The organism is Streptomyces sp. BJ20, assembly GCF_022869105.1.
GTDB lineage: Bacteria > Actinomycetota > Actinomycetes > Streptomycetales > Streptomycetaceae > Streptomyces > Streptomyces griseoincarnatus.
Window position 1 is genome coordinate 5,932,239 of sequence record NZ_CP094918.1, and the last position, 15,130, is coordinate 5,947,368.

General features: G+C 71.3%; 13 protein-coding genes. 10 read left to right on the forward strand and 3 right to left on the reverse strand.

Features of this window, described 5'->3' with window-relative positions; translation table 11 throughout:
• Positions 1-54: 54 nt before the first annotated feature.
• Positions 55-1,305 carry a pyroglutamyl-peptidase I gene (locus MTR79_RS26825; RefSeq protein ID WP_244792130.1) on the forward strand — a complete coding sequence of 417 codons (1,251 nt, stop codon included), beginning with the start codon at positions 55-57 and terminating at the stop codon, positions 1,303-1,305.
• Between the two features lie 105 nt (positions 1,306-1,410).
• On the opposite strand, the gene MTR79_RS26830 is transcribed toward MTR79_RS26825, so the two are convergent.
• Positions 1,411-2,208 (reverse strand): EI24 domain-containing protein, encoded by a 798-nt coding sequence (locus MTR79_RS26830; protein WP_086704505.1) that lies wholly within the window; start codon positions 2,206-2,208, stop codon positions 1,411-1,413.
• A 135-nt stretch (positions 2,209-2,343) separates the two neighbouring features.
• Positions 2,344-3,366, reverse strand: a complete 1,023-nt coding sequence (locus MTR79_RS26835) for an NADP-dependent oxidoreductase (RefSeq protein WP_086704506.1) — start codon at positions 3,364-3,366, stop codon at positions 2,344-2,346.
• Positions 3,367-3,457: 91 nt separating this feature from the next.
• On the opposite strand from MTR79_RS26835, the gene MTR79_RS26840 reads away from it, so the two are divergent.
• Both MTR79_RS26840 and MTR79_RS26845 read left to right on the forward strand, forming a co-directional pair.
• The gene (locus MTR79_RS26840; protein ID WP_244792131.1) at positions 3,458-3,907 is read left to right on the forward strand and encodes a MarR family transcriptional regulator; all 450 of its coding nucleotides are present in this window, start codon (positions 3,458-3,460) and stop codon (positions 3,905-3,907) included.
• A 164-nt stretch (positions 3,908-4,071) separates the two neighbouring features.
• The gene (locus tag MTR79_RS26845; protein WP_244792132.1) at positions 4,072-5,094 is read left to right on the forward strand and encodes a hypothetical protein; all 1,023 of its coding nucleotides are present in this window, start codon (positions 4,072-4,074) and stop codon (positions 5,092-5,094) included.
• 240 nt (positions 5,095-5,334) lie between these two features.
• Here MTR79_RS26845 and MTR79_RS26850 read toward each other — a convergent pair whose 3' ends face one another.
• Entirely contained in the window at positions 5,335-6,141 is an 807-nt protein-coding gene (locus MTR79_RS26850) for a hypothetical protein (protein WP_244792133.1), read from the reverse strand.
• A 239-nt stretch (positions 6,142-6,380) separates the two neighbouring features.
• Between MTR79_RS26850 and MTR79_RS26855 the strand changes: the two genes are divergently transcribed.
• The 7 genes from MTR79_RS26855 (at position 6,381) to MTR79_RS26885 (ending at position 15,010) form a co-directional block, all read left to right on the forward strand.
• The gene (locus tag MTR79_RS26855; RefSeq protein ID WP_086705387.1) at positions 6,381-7,547 is read left to right on the forward strand and encodes a mandelate racemase/muconate lactonizing enzyme family protein; all 1,167 of its coding nucleotides are present in this window, start codon (positions 6,381-6,383) and stop codon (positions 7,545-7,547) included.
• The gene (locus MTR79_RS26860; protein ID WP_244792134.1) at positions 7,544-8,548 is read left to right on the forward strand and encodes an alcohol dehydrogenase catalytic domain-containing protein; all 1,005 of its coding nucleotides are present in this window, start codon (positions 7,544-7,546) and stop codon (positions 8,546-8,548) included. The genes MTR79_RS26855 and MTR79_RS26860 overlap by 4 nt, the downstream gene beginning before the upstream one ends.
• A 165-nt stretch (positions 8,549-8,713) precedes the next feature.
• A complete protein-coding gene (locus MTR79_RS26865) occupies positions 8,714-9,682 on the forward strand; it encodes a hypothetical protein (protein ID WP_048457606.1) in 969 nt (322 codons plus the stop codon).
• A 184-nt stretch (positions 9,683-9,866) separates the two neighbouring features.
• Positions 9,867-10,979, forward strand: coding sequence for a multiple monosaccharide ABC transporter substrate-binding protein (chvE, locus tag MTR79_RS26870; protein WP_244792135.1), 1,113 nt, complete (start codon positions 9,867-9,869; stop codon positions 10,977-10,979).
• A 32-nt stretch (positions 10,980-11,011) separates the two neighbouring features.
• Positions 11,012-12,562 carry a multiple monosaccharide ABC transporter ATP-binding protein gene (gene mmsA, locus MTR79_RS26875; RefSeq protein ID WP_048457709.1) on the forward strand — a complete coding sequence of 517 codons (1,551 nt, stop codon included), beginning with the start codon at positions 11,012-11,014 and terminating at the stop codon, positions 12,560-12,562.
• The gene (gene mmsB, locus MTR79_RS26880) at positions 12,559-13,800 is read left to right on the forward strand and encodes a multiple monosaccharide ABC transporter permease (protein WP_086705390.1); all 1,242 of its coding nucleotides are present in this window, start codon (positions 12,559-12,561) and stop codon (positions 13,798-13,800) included. The genes mmsA and mmsB overlap by 4 nt, the downstream gene beginning before the upstream one ends.
• Positions 13,801-13,855: 55 nt before the next feature.
• Entirely contained in the window at positions 13,856-15,010 is a 1,155-nt protein-coding gene (locus MTR79_RS26885; protein WP_244792136.1) for an aldose epimerase family protein, read from the forward strand.
• Positions 15,011-15,130: the final 120 nt, after the last annotated feature.

Consider the following 15,130-nt stretch of genomic DNA (forward strand, 5'->3'; position numbering starts at 1 on the left):
ACTGCGGGCTTCCGGCATCCACCCGTACCCCACGACGACGGAAGGCCCCCTCCTGTGATCTCACCCCGTGTGCGCATCGGTGTGCTCGGTCTGGCCCTGCTGACCGCCCTGTCCTCACCCGCCACCGCCACCGCCGCCGGACCGGCGGACCCCGGTTCCGCCGCGCCGCCCACCGTCGAGGAGCTGCGGCTCGACGGGGCCGCTCCGCAGGAGATACTCCGGCGCTCCGGTTTCGACTCGGTCGCGCCGGCCTTCGCCCGCGCCTTGGAGCGGGCCCGCTCGTACGCGGAGGCGCGGCGGGTCGTGCAGCGGGAGGGCTCCGCGCTGTGGCGGCGAGCGGTGGACCGGGTGCAGGGCCGGGGCCCGGCGGGCGGCGACCTGAGCCGGGACGACGACCGGCCGCTGTACTGGGCGCGGCTCGGCATGACGCGTGAACTGCGCGGCTGGGAGCCCCAGTTCGAGCTGGACGCGGAGCGGCGGGCGCGGCTGATCGACACGCTGGAACAGACCTCGCGCGGCCAGACCGCGATCAGGTACCCGCGCGGCAAGGGCCTGAAGCGGGTGCTCGTGACCGGCTTCGACCCGTTCACGCTGGACCGGGACATCCGTATCTCCAACCCGTCGGGGGCGGTCGCGCTGGCCCTGGACGGCACGGTGATCGAGACGGCGAGCGGCCCGGCGCGCGTCGAGACGGCCGTGTTCCCGGTGCGCTGGCGGGACTTCACCGACGGCACGGTGGAGCGGGCGCTGCGGCCGCACCTGCCGGAGGTCGACCTCTTCACCACGGTGAGCCAGGGCCGGGTGGGCCGTATCGACGTCGAGCGCACCAACGGCGCCTGGCGGGGCGGCTTCGGGGACAACGAGAACACCGGGCGGCCCGAGACCGTCCCGGTGTCCGACCCGGCCTCGCAGCCGCAGTGGACGTCGACGACGCTGCCGTACGCGGCGATCGTGGCGGCGCAGACGGGGCGGTTCCCGGTGTACGACAACACCGCCGTGACGGAGATCCCGGCAGGCGGGACGGAGCCGGTGCAGCGGCCGGACGGGCCGACGCCCGGCTCCACGGCCCGTGCCGGGGGCGGCGGCGACTACCTGTCCAACGAGATCGCCTACCGGGCGACGCTGCTGCGTGACCGGCTGGGGCTGCACGACACGCTGCCGGGCGGGCATGTGCACACGCCTGTGCTGGAGTTCGGGGCGGGCAACACCACGGAGGTCACCGACCCGCGGTTCGTGCGGAACCGGCTGGACATCGTCGCCCAGGTACGGGCGATCGTGTCCGTGGCGGTGGGGGCGAAGGGCTGACGCCTGGGCCGTGCGGCCGGTGTGGTCCCGATCGCCTCGGGGCCCGCCGGCCGCGGTTTTCCGGGGGCTGGGCCCCGGGCCCCCTTCGCGCGGTTCCCCGCGCCCCTAAGGGGCGTTGACGTCCTCCTGCCGCTTGGCGGCGCCGTCGCCGTCCTCCGTGTCCTCGCCCGTCAGGTCGCGGGCCATGAGGGTGGCGCCGGCGACCGCGCCGGGCATCAGGAACACCGCGACGAACGGCACGAGGAACGCCAGCGCGAGGGGCGTGCCGAAGCCCCAGACGAGGGTCTTGCGGGAGCGGAGCAGCGCCAGCCGCTCGCGGACCTCGACGCCGCGCCGCTGGAGGGCGACGGCGGTCAGCTCCTCGGTGAGGAAGAAGCCGGTGACGAACAAGCCGATCACCGGGACGACGGTCTGCCCGGCGACCGGGACGAAGCCGAGCGCGAACAGCAGCACCGCCCACACGGCCGCCCGCGCGACGATGCGGAGGCTGTCGCGGGCCGAGATCCACAGTTCCCGCCACAGCGGCAGGTCCGACTCGGGCGCGGTGCCGTCGGGTGAGACGTCCCGGTCGACCCTCTCGGAGAGGCTCTCGTAGAAGGGCTGCCCGACGAGCAGGGTCATCGCGGTGAAGGTGAGCACGCACAGCAGCAGGGCGAGCGCGAACAGCACGGCGGTGAGCAAGCCGCGGAAGAGGCCCGCCCAGGGGTCGGCCCAGTCGTCGGCGAACGGGGTGGCCCAGTCGATCAGGCCGGAGCCCCACAGGGCGAGGGCGACCAGGGCGCCCGCGTACAGCACCAGGGTGATCAGGCCGGGCAGCAGCCCGAAGCCGTACTGCCGGCCGTGCCGGCCGACCCACTTCTGACCCTTCAGCAAGTACCGGAACCCGGCCCCTAGATCGCGCATGGGGAGGACTGTAGCGGGACGCCTGGCGGGGGCACGGACAGGGCCGCACCCCACGTCCAAGGATGCGGCCCTCGCGGTGCGCAACGAGACGGGTTGGGCACGCGTCACGGGCGGCCCGGCCCCGTCCGCCGGCCGTCAGAGCTTGACGATCATCTTGCCCGTGTTGTCGCCGCGCAGGACGCCGAGGAAGGCGTCCAGGTTGTTCTCGATGCCCTCGACGACCGTCTCGCGGTACTTCAGCTCGCCGGAGCGGATCCAGGCGCCGACCTCCTCGACGAACCGCGGCTGCAGATCGTAGTGGTCGCCGACGAGGAAGCCCTCGATGCGGCCGCGGGTCTGGATGAGGCGGGCGAGGTTCTTCGGGCCGGGCGCGGGCTCGGTGCTGTTGTAGACGGAGATCGCGCCGCAGACGGCGATGCGGCCGTCCCGGTTCAGCGAGCCGATGGCCGCCTCCAGGTGGTCGCCGCCCACGTTGTCGAAGTACACGTCGACGCCGTCGGGGGCGGCGGCGCGCAGCTGCTCGCTCACGGGGCCGTTCTTGTAGTTGAACGCGGCGTCGAAGCCGTACTCCTCGGTGAGGAGCTTGACCTTCTCGTCGGAGCCGGCGGAGCCGATCACCCGGGACGCGCCCTTGAGCTTGGCGATCTGGCCGACCTGGCTGCCGACGGCGCCGGCCGCGCCGGACACGAAGACGGAGTCGCCCTCCTTGAAGGAGGCGGTGCGCAGCAGGCCCGCGTAGGCGGTGAGACCCGTCATGCCGAGCACGCCCAGGTACGCGGACAGGGGGGCGGCCTCGGGGTCCACCTTGACGGCGGCCTTCGCGTCCACGACGGCGTACTCACGCCAGCCGAGGAAGTGCAGGACGTGGTCGCCGGCGGAGATGCCCTCGGCGTTCGACGCGACGACCTGGCCGACGGCGCCGCCCTGCATGGCCTTGCCCAGCTCGTAGGGGGCGACGTAGGACTTGGCGGCGCTCATGCGGCCGCGCATGTACGGGTCGACGGAGAGGTACTCGTTGCGCACCAGCACCTGACCCTCGCCCGGGGTGCGGACCTCCGCCTCGACGAACGCGAAGTCCTCCGGCTTGGGCCAGCCGACCGGCCGGCTCGCCAGCTGCCATTCGCGTGCGGTGGCGGGGGGCGTGGGGGTGTCGGACATGAAGAGGACCTTTCCTCGAATACTTCAGTACCTGAAACAACCATGCGGCTGAACATTTCATGATGTCAAGCACATGGGTACCCTGGTGGGCATGGCCACACCCCGCACCATGCCCAGCCGTCCCGACGGTCTCACCCTGGAGGTCGTCGAACTGATCGGCGCGGTCGTGGCGCGCTACCACGAGGAGTACGAGGAGGCCGCCGCCGAGCACGCGCTGACCGGCGCGCAGGCGCGGCTGCTGAGTCTGCTCAGCCTGGAGCCGCTGCCGATGCGCAGGCTCGCGCAGCGGCTGAAGTGCGAGCCGTCGAACGTCACGGGCATCGTGGACCGGCTGGAGGCCCGCGGCCTGGTGGAGCGCCGCCCGGACCCCGCGGACCGGCGCGTGAAGCTGGCGGCGGCGACGGACGAGGGGCGGCGGGTGGCACGCGGCCTCCAGGAGTCCCTGCGGTTCGCCCGCGCGCCGCTGGCAGGGCTGTCCGACCCGGAGCGGGTCGCGCTGCGGGACGCGCTGCGGCGGATGCTGGGGATCGAGGGCGGCTAGGTGTGTTGTCCGGGGACGTCGGTGACACGCGTGTCGGGTGCTTGAACGGGTGAGGGCCTTCGCGCTCCCCGGCGGCGCTGTCGGTGCCCCGTACTAGCGTTGCCGGTCACGGCCGTCGCGGGGACGGCTGCCGTGCCGACCGGACATCAGGAGCTGCTGAGACCATGGGGATCGCACCGACCTACGCGGACTTCTCCGTCACCCCGGCCCGACTGGCCAACGCCGACGTCACCTCGGACGGGGCCGCGTTCGCCGGGTCGCACCTGGCGGTGACCGCCGGCGGCGGCGTGACGGTCGGGTTCGAGGTGGCCGACCCGGCGGCCGTGGAACAGGTGACCCTCACGGTCACCGCGCTCGTGTCCAAGTCCGGCAGTTCGCCGGGGTACGCCCCGATGGACGTGCTCGTGCAGGGCGAGCCGGTGGTGGAGGGACTCACCGTGCCCGGGGGCGGTGATCTGCCGCAGGACAACGTCTTCGCCGTTCCCGGCCACCTGCTGAAGCCGGGCGCCAACACCCTGGAGATACGGTCCTCGGCCAGGGCGCGCACCATGCTCTGGCTCTACCGGGTCACCCTGGACCCCGTGTGGGAGCGCGGCCGCTCGGAGCGCGCCCGGACGGCGGCGGCCGCCCGCGACACGGTCTTCGCCTACCGCACGGAGTCGCGGCCCGCGCACGACCCCTCCGCGGCCTGGCGGCCGGCGCCGCGGCTGGTGTTCCACGTCGACCGGGGCGAGCAGTCGCTGCCCGCGCAGCTCGGGTGGCGGGACACCGACGGCGCGGAGACCGCCGTCAGCTTCCAGTCGAACATGTCCGACTTCCACGGCTGCCGCCGTCACGCGGACGGCACGGTCCACGAGTACCGGGGACGCCTGACCGGCCGATGGTCCTCCCTGGAGGACGCCGACGAGGTGCCGCCGAGCGCCCTGCGCCGCTTCCGCACCGAGGAGGGGTGGGGCGGACGCTGGCACGCCTCCGGCGAGCTGCGGCTCCTGGTGGACGCCGGCGGGACCGCCCTGGAGCGGGCGACCTGGCGGGACCAGCGGGGCAACTCGGGTGTGGCGGTGCTGCACGCGCTCGAGGAGGAGGCGGTGGGTGAGCCCGTGCGGGGGTTCACCGGCTACTACCAGCGCCACAACGAGGGACCGATCGGTTACCGGGGTACGGAGATCGGCCTGGGGCGGGTGTAGGACACCTGCGGGTGGACCGCGGCTGGTCGCGCAGTTCCCCGCGCCCCTGGGGGCCGGTGCCGGTTCGTTGTCCGGTGCGGGTGCGTCGGGGTTCCTCACGCCGTTCCCTGCGCCCCTGCCGGGGCGCGTTCACTGCAGCGCCCTCAGGGGCGCGGGGAACTGCGCGAACGGCCCACGACGGTCCGCAGGCGGCGCATACCTGACCGGCCGCCGCGCCGACAAGCGGGCGTAGCCCAAGACCTAGGTGCACCACCACAGGAACTTCTTGCACGTCTTCGTCGGTTCGGGTTCCGGCTCGGGCTCGTCCGTCGTGGGGTCCGGGTCGGGGGTGTCCGTGTCCGGGGGGTCTTCCGGGGACTGCTCCGGGGTCGGGTCGCCGGCCGTGGGGGTCTCGGCGGGGGCCGAGGAGGCCGTCGCCTCCGCCGACTCCGCGTCCGCCGCCTCGGCCTCCGCGTCCTCGGAGGAGGACGCGGAGGCCGAGGCGGAACCCGAGGCGCCGGGGCTGGGGGACGCCCCCGGCTCCCCCGGGCGCGGGGCGCTTCCGCTCGCCGACGCGCCGGGCTCGAACTCCTCCGCCCCGCCGTCGACCGACTCGTCCCCCGCCACGGCGGGACGCGGGTCGGAGCCGGGCGCGTCCAGGCCCAGTTCCGCGAGGCTCAGTCCGCCGGCCGCGAGGACGAAACCGGCGACGACCAGCAGGGTGCGGTTGCGACGGCGGCGGTGGGCGGCCGCCTTGCGGTCCCGGCGGCTCTGCCCGGCGCCCTCGTCCTCGCTCTCCGGCCGCCCGCCCCGGCGCCGGTCCGCGCGCCGGCCGCGGGGCGGTGCGTCCGCGGCCTGCTCCTCGCGCCGATCGGGGACCTCGTCGTCCCGGCCGTCGTCGCCGCCGGCTCCGCCGTCGTCGTACCCGTCGCCCGCGTCTCCCCTCAGGGGCGGGTTTCCCCCGGGTGCGGCGGCCTGCTGGGCGCGCAGCGTCTCGACGGGCGTGCCGCAACCTGGGCATGCCAGGGCGCCGTTGAGGTGCCGTCGGCACGGGTGGCAAAAGTCCATGACGCGGGAAGGTTAGGTTCCGGTCCGGTCCGGTTCCTAGGCCTTGCTGTGAAGGTTTGGTGCGGACCCTTACGCAATGGTTTCGAAACCGGAGAAACCCTTATGTGCGCGACCCATTGACACCCCCGCCGCACCGTCCTTACTGTCTCGCCAGCATTTCGAACGTGTGACGATATATCGAACACGTCGATCCGCCGCATCACATGCCAGTCCATCACCGCAGCGAGGGGTCAACCGCCGTGCGCATCACCGGAATCAGCACACACGTGGTCGGGACGCCGTGGCGCAACCTGACGTACGTCCAGGTGCACACCGACGAGGGGATCACCGGGGTCGGCGAGACCAGGATGCTCGGCCACACCGACGCCCTCCTGGGCTATCTGAAGGAGGCCGAGGCCAACCACATTCTCGGCTCCGACCCGTTCGCCGTCGAGGACCTGGTCCGCCGCATGAAGTACGGCGACTACGGCCGCGCGGGGGAGATCGTGATGTCCGGCATCGCGGTCGTCGAGATGGCCTGCTGGGACATCAAGGGCAAGGCGCTCGGCGTCCCCGTCTGGCAGCTGCTGGGCGGCAAGGTCACCGACAAGGTGAAGGCGTACGCCAACGGCTGGTACACCACCGAGCGCACCCCGGAGGCGTACCACAAGGCGGCGCGCGCGGTCATGGAGCGCGGATACCGGGCGCTGAAGATCGACCCCTTCGGCACGGGCCACTTCGAACTCGACCACCAGGACACCCTGTACGCCGTCTCCCTGATCGAGGCGGTGCGGGACGCGATCGGCCCCGAGGCCGAGCTGATGCTGGAGATGCACGGCCGCTTCTCCCCCTCCACCGCCGTCCGTCTCGCGCACGAGCTGGCGCCCTTCCGGCCGGCGTGGCTGGAGGAGCCGGTGCCGCCGGAGAACCTCAAGGCGCTGGAGAAGGTCGCCGCGAAGGTGGACATGCCGGTCGCGACCGGCGAACGCATCCACGACCGCATCGAGTTCCGCGAGCTGTTCGAGAGCCAGGCGGCCGACATCATCCAGCCCGACGTCGGCCACATCGGCGGCATCTGGGAGACCCGCAAGCTCGCGGCGACCGCCGAGACCCACTACACGCTGGTCGCCCCGCACAACGTCGGCGGCCCGGTGCTCACCGCCGCGTCCCTCCAGGTCGGCTTCACCACCCCGAACTTCAAGATCCTTGAGCACTTCAACGACTTCGCGGACGCGGAGATCAAGAAGGTGGTCAAGGGCGCGCCCGTGGTCGACCCGGAGGACGGCTGCTTCCACCTCTCCGACGCGCCCGGCCTCGGCGTCGAGCTGGACGTGGACGCGGCCGCCGAGTTCCCGCAGCAGCAGGCCCGGTTCGACCTGTGGGCCGAGGGCTGGGAGCAGCGCAAGCCGAAGGGCACGGGACGGTGAGCACCGCCGTCGTCGTCGAGGCGCCCGGCGCCCACCGCCTGGTCCCGCACGAGCCCCGCGAGCCCGGCCCCGGAGAGGCGCTGGTGCGCGTCCACGCGGTCGGCATCTGCGGCAGCGACCGCGAGGTCTACCAGGGCAACAGGCCCGAGGGGTACGTCCGTTACCCGCTCACCCCGGGCCACGAGTGGTCCGGTACCGTCGCCGCCGTCGGTGCCGGGGTGCCCGCGGGCCTGGTCGGGCGCAAGGTGGTCGGCGAGGGTTTCCGCAACTGCCAGGTGTGCGACCGCTGTCACGCGGGCGAGACCACGCTGTGCACGGCGGGCTACGAGGAGACCGGGTTCACGGAGCCCGGCGCCATGGCCCCCACGCTGACCCTGCCCGCCCGGCTGCTGCACCCCCTGCCGGACGACGCCGACCTGACCGCGGCGGCGCTGCTGGAGCCGGCCGCGTGCATCGCCGCCGCCGCGCTGAAGGCACGCGCGGTGCCGGGCGAGCGGGTCGCGGTGGTCGGCACCGGCACGCTGGGGATGTTCGCGGTGCAGTTCCTCAGGGCCGCCTCGCCCGCCGAGCTGCTGGTGGTGGGCACCCGGGACGACCGGGAGGCGCTGTCCCGGCGGTTCGGGGCCACCGACTTCCGCACCAAGGGCCGGCCGCTGCCGGACGACGTGGACGTGGTGATCGAGACGGCCGGGTCCGCCGACGCGGCCCGTACCGCGGCCGGACTGCTCCGGCGCGGCGGCCGGCTGGTGCTCACCGGCATCCCGGCGCCGGGCGCGGACGGGCTGGACCCGACCGACCTGGTGGTGCGGCAGCTGGAGGTGCACACCGTGTTCGGCGCGCCGCCGGACGCCTGGGCGCACACGGTGCGGATGTTCGGCGCCGGGCTGCTCGACCCGCTGCCGCTGGTCACCCACGAACTGCCGCTCGCCGAGTTCCCGGACGCCATCGAGCTGGTGGGGTCCGGCGATCCGAAGGTGGGCAAGGTCCTGCTGCGTCCCTGAGCCCGCGCCGGTACGAGGACGGCCGACGGTCCTCGTACCGGCGCGTCACCCGCCTGTACCGCGCCCCGCCCCGAACACCCGTTCCGACGTCCCACCCCGGACCCGGCCGGCCCGTGCCGCGGACCGCGAACCTCGTCCGACATATCGAACACCGAAGGACACCCTGTGACCGACGCTTCCGCCACGGCGCCCCGAAGGCCCGGTGAGCAGGCGCTCACCGCGCTCGGCCTGGGCGCGCCCGCCCTCGACCCCGCCGACGCCTCGCCGCACTCCTTCCCCGGCGGCGGTCGCTGGCGCACCGAGGTCCCCTCGTGCGAGGGGCCCGAGGCGCTGGCGGTGGTGCTGAAGGAGGCCTCCCGCCTCGACGTGCCGGTGCACCGGATCAGCCAGGGCAGCGGCGTGTGGATGCTGACCGACGCCGAGATCACCGAGATGGTCGAGGCGACCGCCGAACGGGACATCGAGCTGTGCCTGTTCACCGGCCCGCGCGGCACCTGGGACATCGGTGGCTCAACCCGCACCGACTCGCACGGCGCCGGGCTGCGCGCCCGTGGCCACGACGCGGTGGCCGGCTGCGTCGAGGACGCGGTGCGCGCCACCGAACTGGGCGTGAAGTGCCTGCTGGTGGCCGACGAGGGCGTGCTGTGGACGCTGCACCGGGCGCGGACGGCGGGCATCCTCCCGGCGGACACCACGCTGAAGGTGTCGGCGCTCGTCGGGCCGGTCAACCCGGCGTCGTTCGCGGTGCACGAGCACCTCGGCGCGGACTCCGTCAACGTGCCCAGTGATTTGACGCTCGCCCATCTCACGGAGATCCGGCGGGTCTCGGCGGCCCCGATGGACATGTACATCGAGGCGCCCGACGACCTGGGCGGTTATGTGCGGATGTACGAGGTCGCGGAGCTGATCCGGCGCGGCGCCCCGGTGTACCTGAAATTCGGGCTGGCCAAGGCGCCCGGCATCTACCCGTACGGCCACCACCTGCGGGAGGTCGCGCTGTCCACGGCGAAGGAGCGGGTGCGGCGCGGCCGGCTGGCGCTGGACCTGCTGGCGCGGCACGGCGCCGACGGCGGCATGGCGCCGCTCGGTTCGCGTCTGCCGGGCGACCTGCGCAGATTCGACATCCCGTCATAACGTTCCGGAAACTCAGCTTCACACAAGTGGACACAGCCGCGCACAATCCCACACACCCGTTGCCCGGCTTCCGGGGGTGACGCCCCCTCGGCCGCACATCACGGCACCGCCTCGCACACCGCGCCACCGACTCGCACCGAGTCACCGCCCAGCTCGACCCGCCCGACGATCAAGGAAGATCATCATGCGTAACCGCAGAGCCGCATTCGCCGCCACGGCCACCGCCGTCACCCTCGCCCTCTCCCTGACCGCCTGCGGCCAGAGCAGCGAGGGCGGCAGCGAGGAGGACAAGGGAGGCACCGAGGGAGCCACCATCGGCATCGCCATGCCGACCAAGTCCTCCGAGCGCTGGATCGCCGACGGCGACAACGTCGTGAAGGAACTCGAGTCCAAGGGCTACAAGACCAAGCTGGTCTTCGGCGAGGACGACCCCGACCAGCAGGTCTCGCAGATCGAGAACATGATCACGCAGGGCGTGGACGCCCTGATCGTGGCGGCCATCGACAACAAGTCGCTGAACAACGTGATGCAGCAGGCGAAGGACGCCGACATCCCGGTGGTCTCCTACGACCGCCTCATCCTCGGCACGGAGAACGTCGACTACTACGCCTCGTTCGACAACGAGAAGGTCGGCCAGCTCCAGGGCACCTACATCGTCGAACAGCTCGGCCTGAAGGACGGCAGCAAGAAGGGCCCCTTCAACATCGAACTGTTCGCCGGCTCCAACGACGACAACAACACCCGTTACTTCTTCAACGGGGCCATGAGCGTCCTGCAGCCCTACATCGACAAGAAGCAGCTCGTCGTCAAGTCCGGCCAGGCGGAACTCAATCAGGTCACCACCCTGCGCTGGGACGGCGGCACCGCGCAGAAGCGCATGGACGACATCCTCACCTCGGCCTACCGCAGCGACCGGGTCGACGCGGTGCTCTCTCCGTACGACGGCATCTCCATCGGCATCCTGTCCGCCCTGAAGTCGGACGGCTACGGCGGCAAGGACAAGCCCCTGCCGGTCGTCACCGGCCAGGACGCCGAGGTCGCCTCGGTGAAGTCGATCATCTCCGGCCAGCAGTCGATGACCGTCTTCAAGGACCTCCGCGAACTCGCCAAGGTCGCCTCCAACATGGTCGACGCCCTGCTCAACGACAAGAAGCCCGAGACCAACGACACCGAGAGCTACGACAACGGCGCCAAGGTCGTCCCCGCCTACCTGCTGGAGCCGGTGGCGGTGGACAAGGACAACTACAAGAAGGAGCTCGTCGACTCCGGCTACATCAAGGAAAGCGACCTCAACTGACCGCCGTAACCCACTGATTGGAAGGCACGACCATGGCGGGACCCGTCCTGGAAATGCGCTCGATCGTCAAGACCTTTCCCGGCGTCAAGGCGCTGTCGGACGTCAGCCTGACCGTCCAGCGGGGCGAGGTCCACGCCATCTGCGGCGAGAACGGCGCCGGCAAGTCGACCCTGATGAAGGTCCTCTCCGGCGTCCACCCGCACGGCACCTACGAGGGGGAGATCCTCTTCGAGGAGGAGGTCTGCCGTTTCAAGGACATCCGGGCCAGCGAACAGCACGGCATCGTGATCATCCACCAGGAACTGGCCCTGGTGCCCTATCTCTCCATCGCGGAGAACATCTTCCTCGGCAACGAACACGCCACCCGCGGCTTCATCAACTGGAACGAGACCCTCAGGCACGCCACCGAACTGCTGCGCCGGGTCGGGCTCGACGAACACCCGGAGACCCGCGTCGCCGACATCGGCGTGGGCAAGCAGCAGCTGGTGGAGATCGCCAAGGCGCTGTCGAAGAAGGTGAAGCTGCTCATCCTCGACGAGCCGACCGCGGCGCTCAACGACGAGGACAGCGGCAAACTCCTCGACCTCATCCTGCAGTTGAAGGAAGAGGGCATCACCGCGATCATCATCTCCCACAAGCTGAACGAGATCCGCAGGGTCGCCGACTCGGTGACGATCCTGCGGGACGGCCGGACCATCGAGACGCTCGACGTGAAGGCCCCGGAGACCAGCGAGGACCGGATCATCAGCGGGATGGTCGGCCGCGACCTGGAGCACCGCTTCCCGGAGCGCACCCCGCATCACCCGGAGGAGGGCGCCGCGCCCGCCCTGGAGATCCGCAACTGGACCGTGCACCACCCGATCGACCAGCAGCGCAAGGTCGTCGACGACGTGTCGCTGACCGTCCGGCGCGGCGAGATCGTCGGGATCGCCGGTCTGATGGGCGCCGGCCGCACCGAGCTGGCGATGAGCGTCTTCGGCCGCACCTACGGCCGCCACGCGGGCGGCACGGTCCTCAAGGACGGCAAGGAGATCCGTACCAGAACCGTCCCCGAGGCGGTGGGACACGGCATCGCCTACGTCACCGAGGACCGCAAGCACTACGGCCTGAACCTCATCGACACCATCAACCGCAACATCTCGCTCAGCGCCCTCGGCAAGGTCGCCAAGCGCGGTGTCGTGGACGAGCACCAGGAGCGTCAGGTCGCCGAGGGTTTCCGCACCTCCATGAACATCAAGGCGCCGACGGTCTTCGAGCCGGTGGGCAAGCTGTCCGGCGGCAACCAGCAGAAGGTCGTGCTCAGCAAGTGGATCTTCGCCGGCCCTGATGTGCTGATCCTCGACGAGCCGACCCGCGGCATCGACGTCGGCGCCAAGTACGAGATCTACACGGTGATCGACCGACTGGCTGCCGAGGGCAAGGCAGTCGTCTTCATCTCCTCCGAACTGCCCGAGCTGCTCGGCATGTGCGACCGCATCTACACGATGGCCGCAGGACGGCTGACCGGTGAGTTCTCGCGGGCCGAGGCCTCCCAGGAATCGCTGATGCGTCAGATGACGAAGGACAAAGAGGTATCCCGATGAGCACAGTCACCGACAAGACCCCGGCATCCGCGCCCCCGGGCAAGAACGGTGCGGGCGGCGGTGACGGCCTGCTCCAGCTGATGCTGGACGGCATGCGCCGCAACATGCGGCAGTACGGCATGCTGATGGCGCTCGGTCTGATCGTGGCGCTGTTCGCGGTGTGGACCGACGGCGACCTGCTGCTGCCGCGCAACGTCTCCAACCTGGTGCTGCAGAACAGCTACATCCTGATCCTCGCGATCGGCATGATGCTGGTCATCATCTCCGGGCACATCGACCTGTCGGTCGGCTCACTGACGGCGTTCGTCGGCTCCATGGCCGCGGTGTTCATGGTCAGGAACGACCTGCCCTGGCCGGTCGCGGTGGTGCTGTGCCTGGCGGTGGGCGCCATCGCGGGGGCCGTACAAGGGTGGTTCATCGCCTACGGCGGCATACCGTCGTTCATCGTCACCCTCGCGGGCATGCTGACCTTCCGCGGTCTCACCGAGATCTTCCTGGAGGGCCAGACCCTCGGCCCGTTCCCCCGGGGCCTGCAGAAGATCGCCAACGGCTTCATGCCCGAGGTCGGCCCGGAGACCAACTATCACAACCTGACCCTGCTCCTCGGTCTCGCGCTGATCGCCCTCGTCGTCCTCCAGGAGGTGCGCGACCGCAGGCGGCAGAAGGAGTTCGACCTCGACGTCCTGCCCGCCAAGCTGTTCCTGCTGAAGCTCGTCGCGCTGGCCTCGGCCGTCCTCGTGGTGACGCTGCTGCTGGCCAGCTACAAGGGCGCCCCGATCGTGCTGCTGATCCTCGGCGCACTGCTCGTCGGGTTCGGCTACATGATGCGCAACGCCGTCATCGGCCGGCACATCTACGCCATCGGCGGCAACCTGCCCGCGGCCAAGCTGTCGGGTGTGCGGGACAAGAAGGTCACCTTCCTGGTCTTCCTGAACATGGGCATGCTCGCGGCCCTGGCGGGTCTGGTGTTCGCCGCCCGCTTCAACGCGGCCTCTCCCAAGGCCGGTCTCAACTTCGAGCTGGAGGCGATCGCCGCCGCGTTCATCGGCGGCGCGTCGATGGCCGGCGGTGTGGGCACCGTGCTCGGCGCCATCATCGGCGGTCTGGTCCTGGGCGTGCTGAACAACGGCATGAACCTCGTCGGCGTCGGCACCGACTGGCAGCAGGTCATCAAGGGCATGGTGCTGCTGGCCGCCGTCGGCTTCGACGTGTGGAACAAGCGCAAGGTCGGTTCGTAAGTCAGCCCGGGCCCCGCCGCGCGGCGGGGCCCCTTCCCTTCAGGGAGCCGCACTGATGGAACTGAACAGACGCACGGTCATCGCGGGAGCCGCCGCGGCGGGAGTGGCCACCACGGCCTGGGGCGGGACGGCGCACGCCTCGTCCAAGGGCCGGGGCAGGCCGGTCCGGAAGCCGTTCGGCAGGCTCGCCGACGGCACCCGGGTGGACCGCTGGACACTGGAGAACGGCGGCACCCGGATGGGGGTCCTCTCCTACGGCGGCATCGTCCACTCGCTGGAGGTCCCCGACCGGCGTGGCCGGTACGCCAACATCTCCCTCGGCCTGCGCACCCTGGAGGAGTACGTCGACTCCAGCCCGTACTTCGGGGCGCTGATCGGCCGGTACGGCAACCGCATCGGCGGGGGGACCTTCACCCTCGACGGCGCCCGGTACCAGCTCTCCGTCAACGACGGCGACAACAGCCTGCACGGCGGCGAGCGGGGTTTCGACAAGCGGGTCTGGGACGTCGAGCCGTTCACCCGCGGCTCCGACGTGGGCCTGCACCTGTACTACACGTCCGCCGACGGGGAGATGGGCTACCCGGGCACCCTGCGCACCAAGGTGACGTGCACCCTCACCCGGCACGGCGACTGGCGCGTCGACTACGAGGCCGTCACCGACCGGCCCACGGTCGTCAACCTCACCAGCCACGTCTACTGGAACCTGGCCGGCGAGGGCAGCGGCAGCATCATGGACCACGAGCTGTCGATCGCCGCCTCCCGCTACACGCCCGTCGACGCGGGTCTGATACCCACCGGTGAGCTGGCGAAGGCCGCGGGCACCCCGTTCGACTTCCGCCGCGCCAAGCCGGTCGGCCGGGACATCCGCACCGCCCACCAGCAACTGCTGTACGGGCAGGGATTCGACCACAACTGGGTGCTGGACAAGGGCATCACCGCCCGCCCGGAGCACGCGGCGACCCTGCGTGACCCGGGCTCGGGGCGCACCCTGCGCATCGCCACGAACGAGCCGGGCCTGCAGTTCTACTCCGGCAACTTCCTCGACGGCACCCTCGTCGGCAGCGGCGGCCGGGTGTACCGGCAGGGGGACGGGCTGTGCCTGGAGACCCAGCACTTCCCGGACTCCCCCAACCGGCCCGCGTTCCCCTCGACCGTGCTGCGGCCGGGCGAGACGTACCGGACGACGACCGTGCACACCTTCGGGACGTGAGCCGCGCGCCGGTGGGAACGCTGCGGTGCGAGCGCTGCCGTGCGAGCCCCACGGTGTGAGCGGTTTCGGTGTGAGCACGCTCACAAGGCGTCCTCACATTTTCCTCACACGTGCTGAACG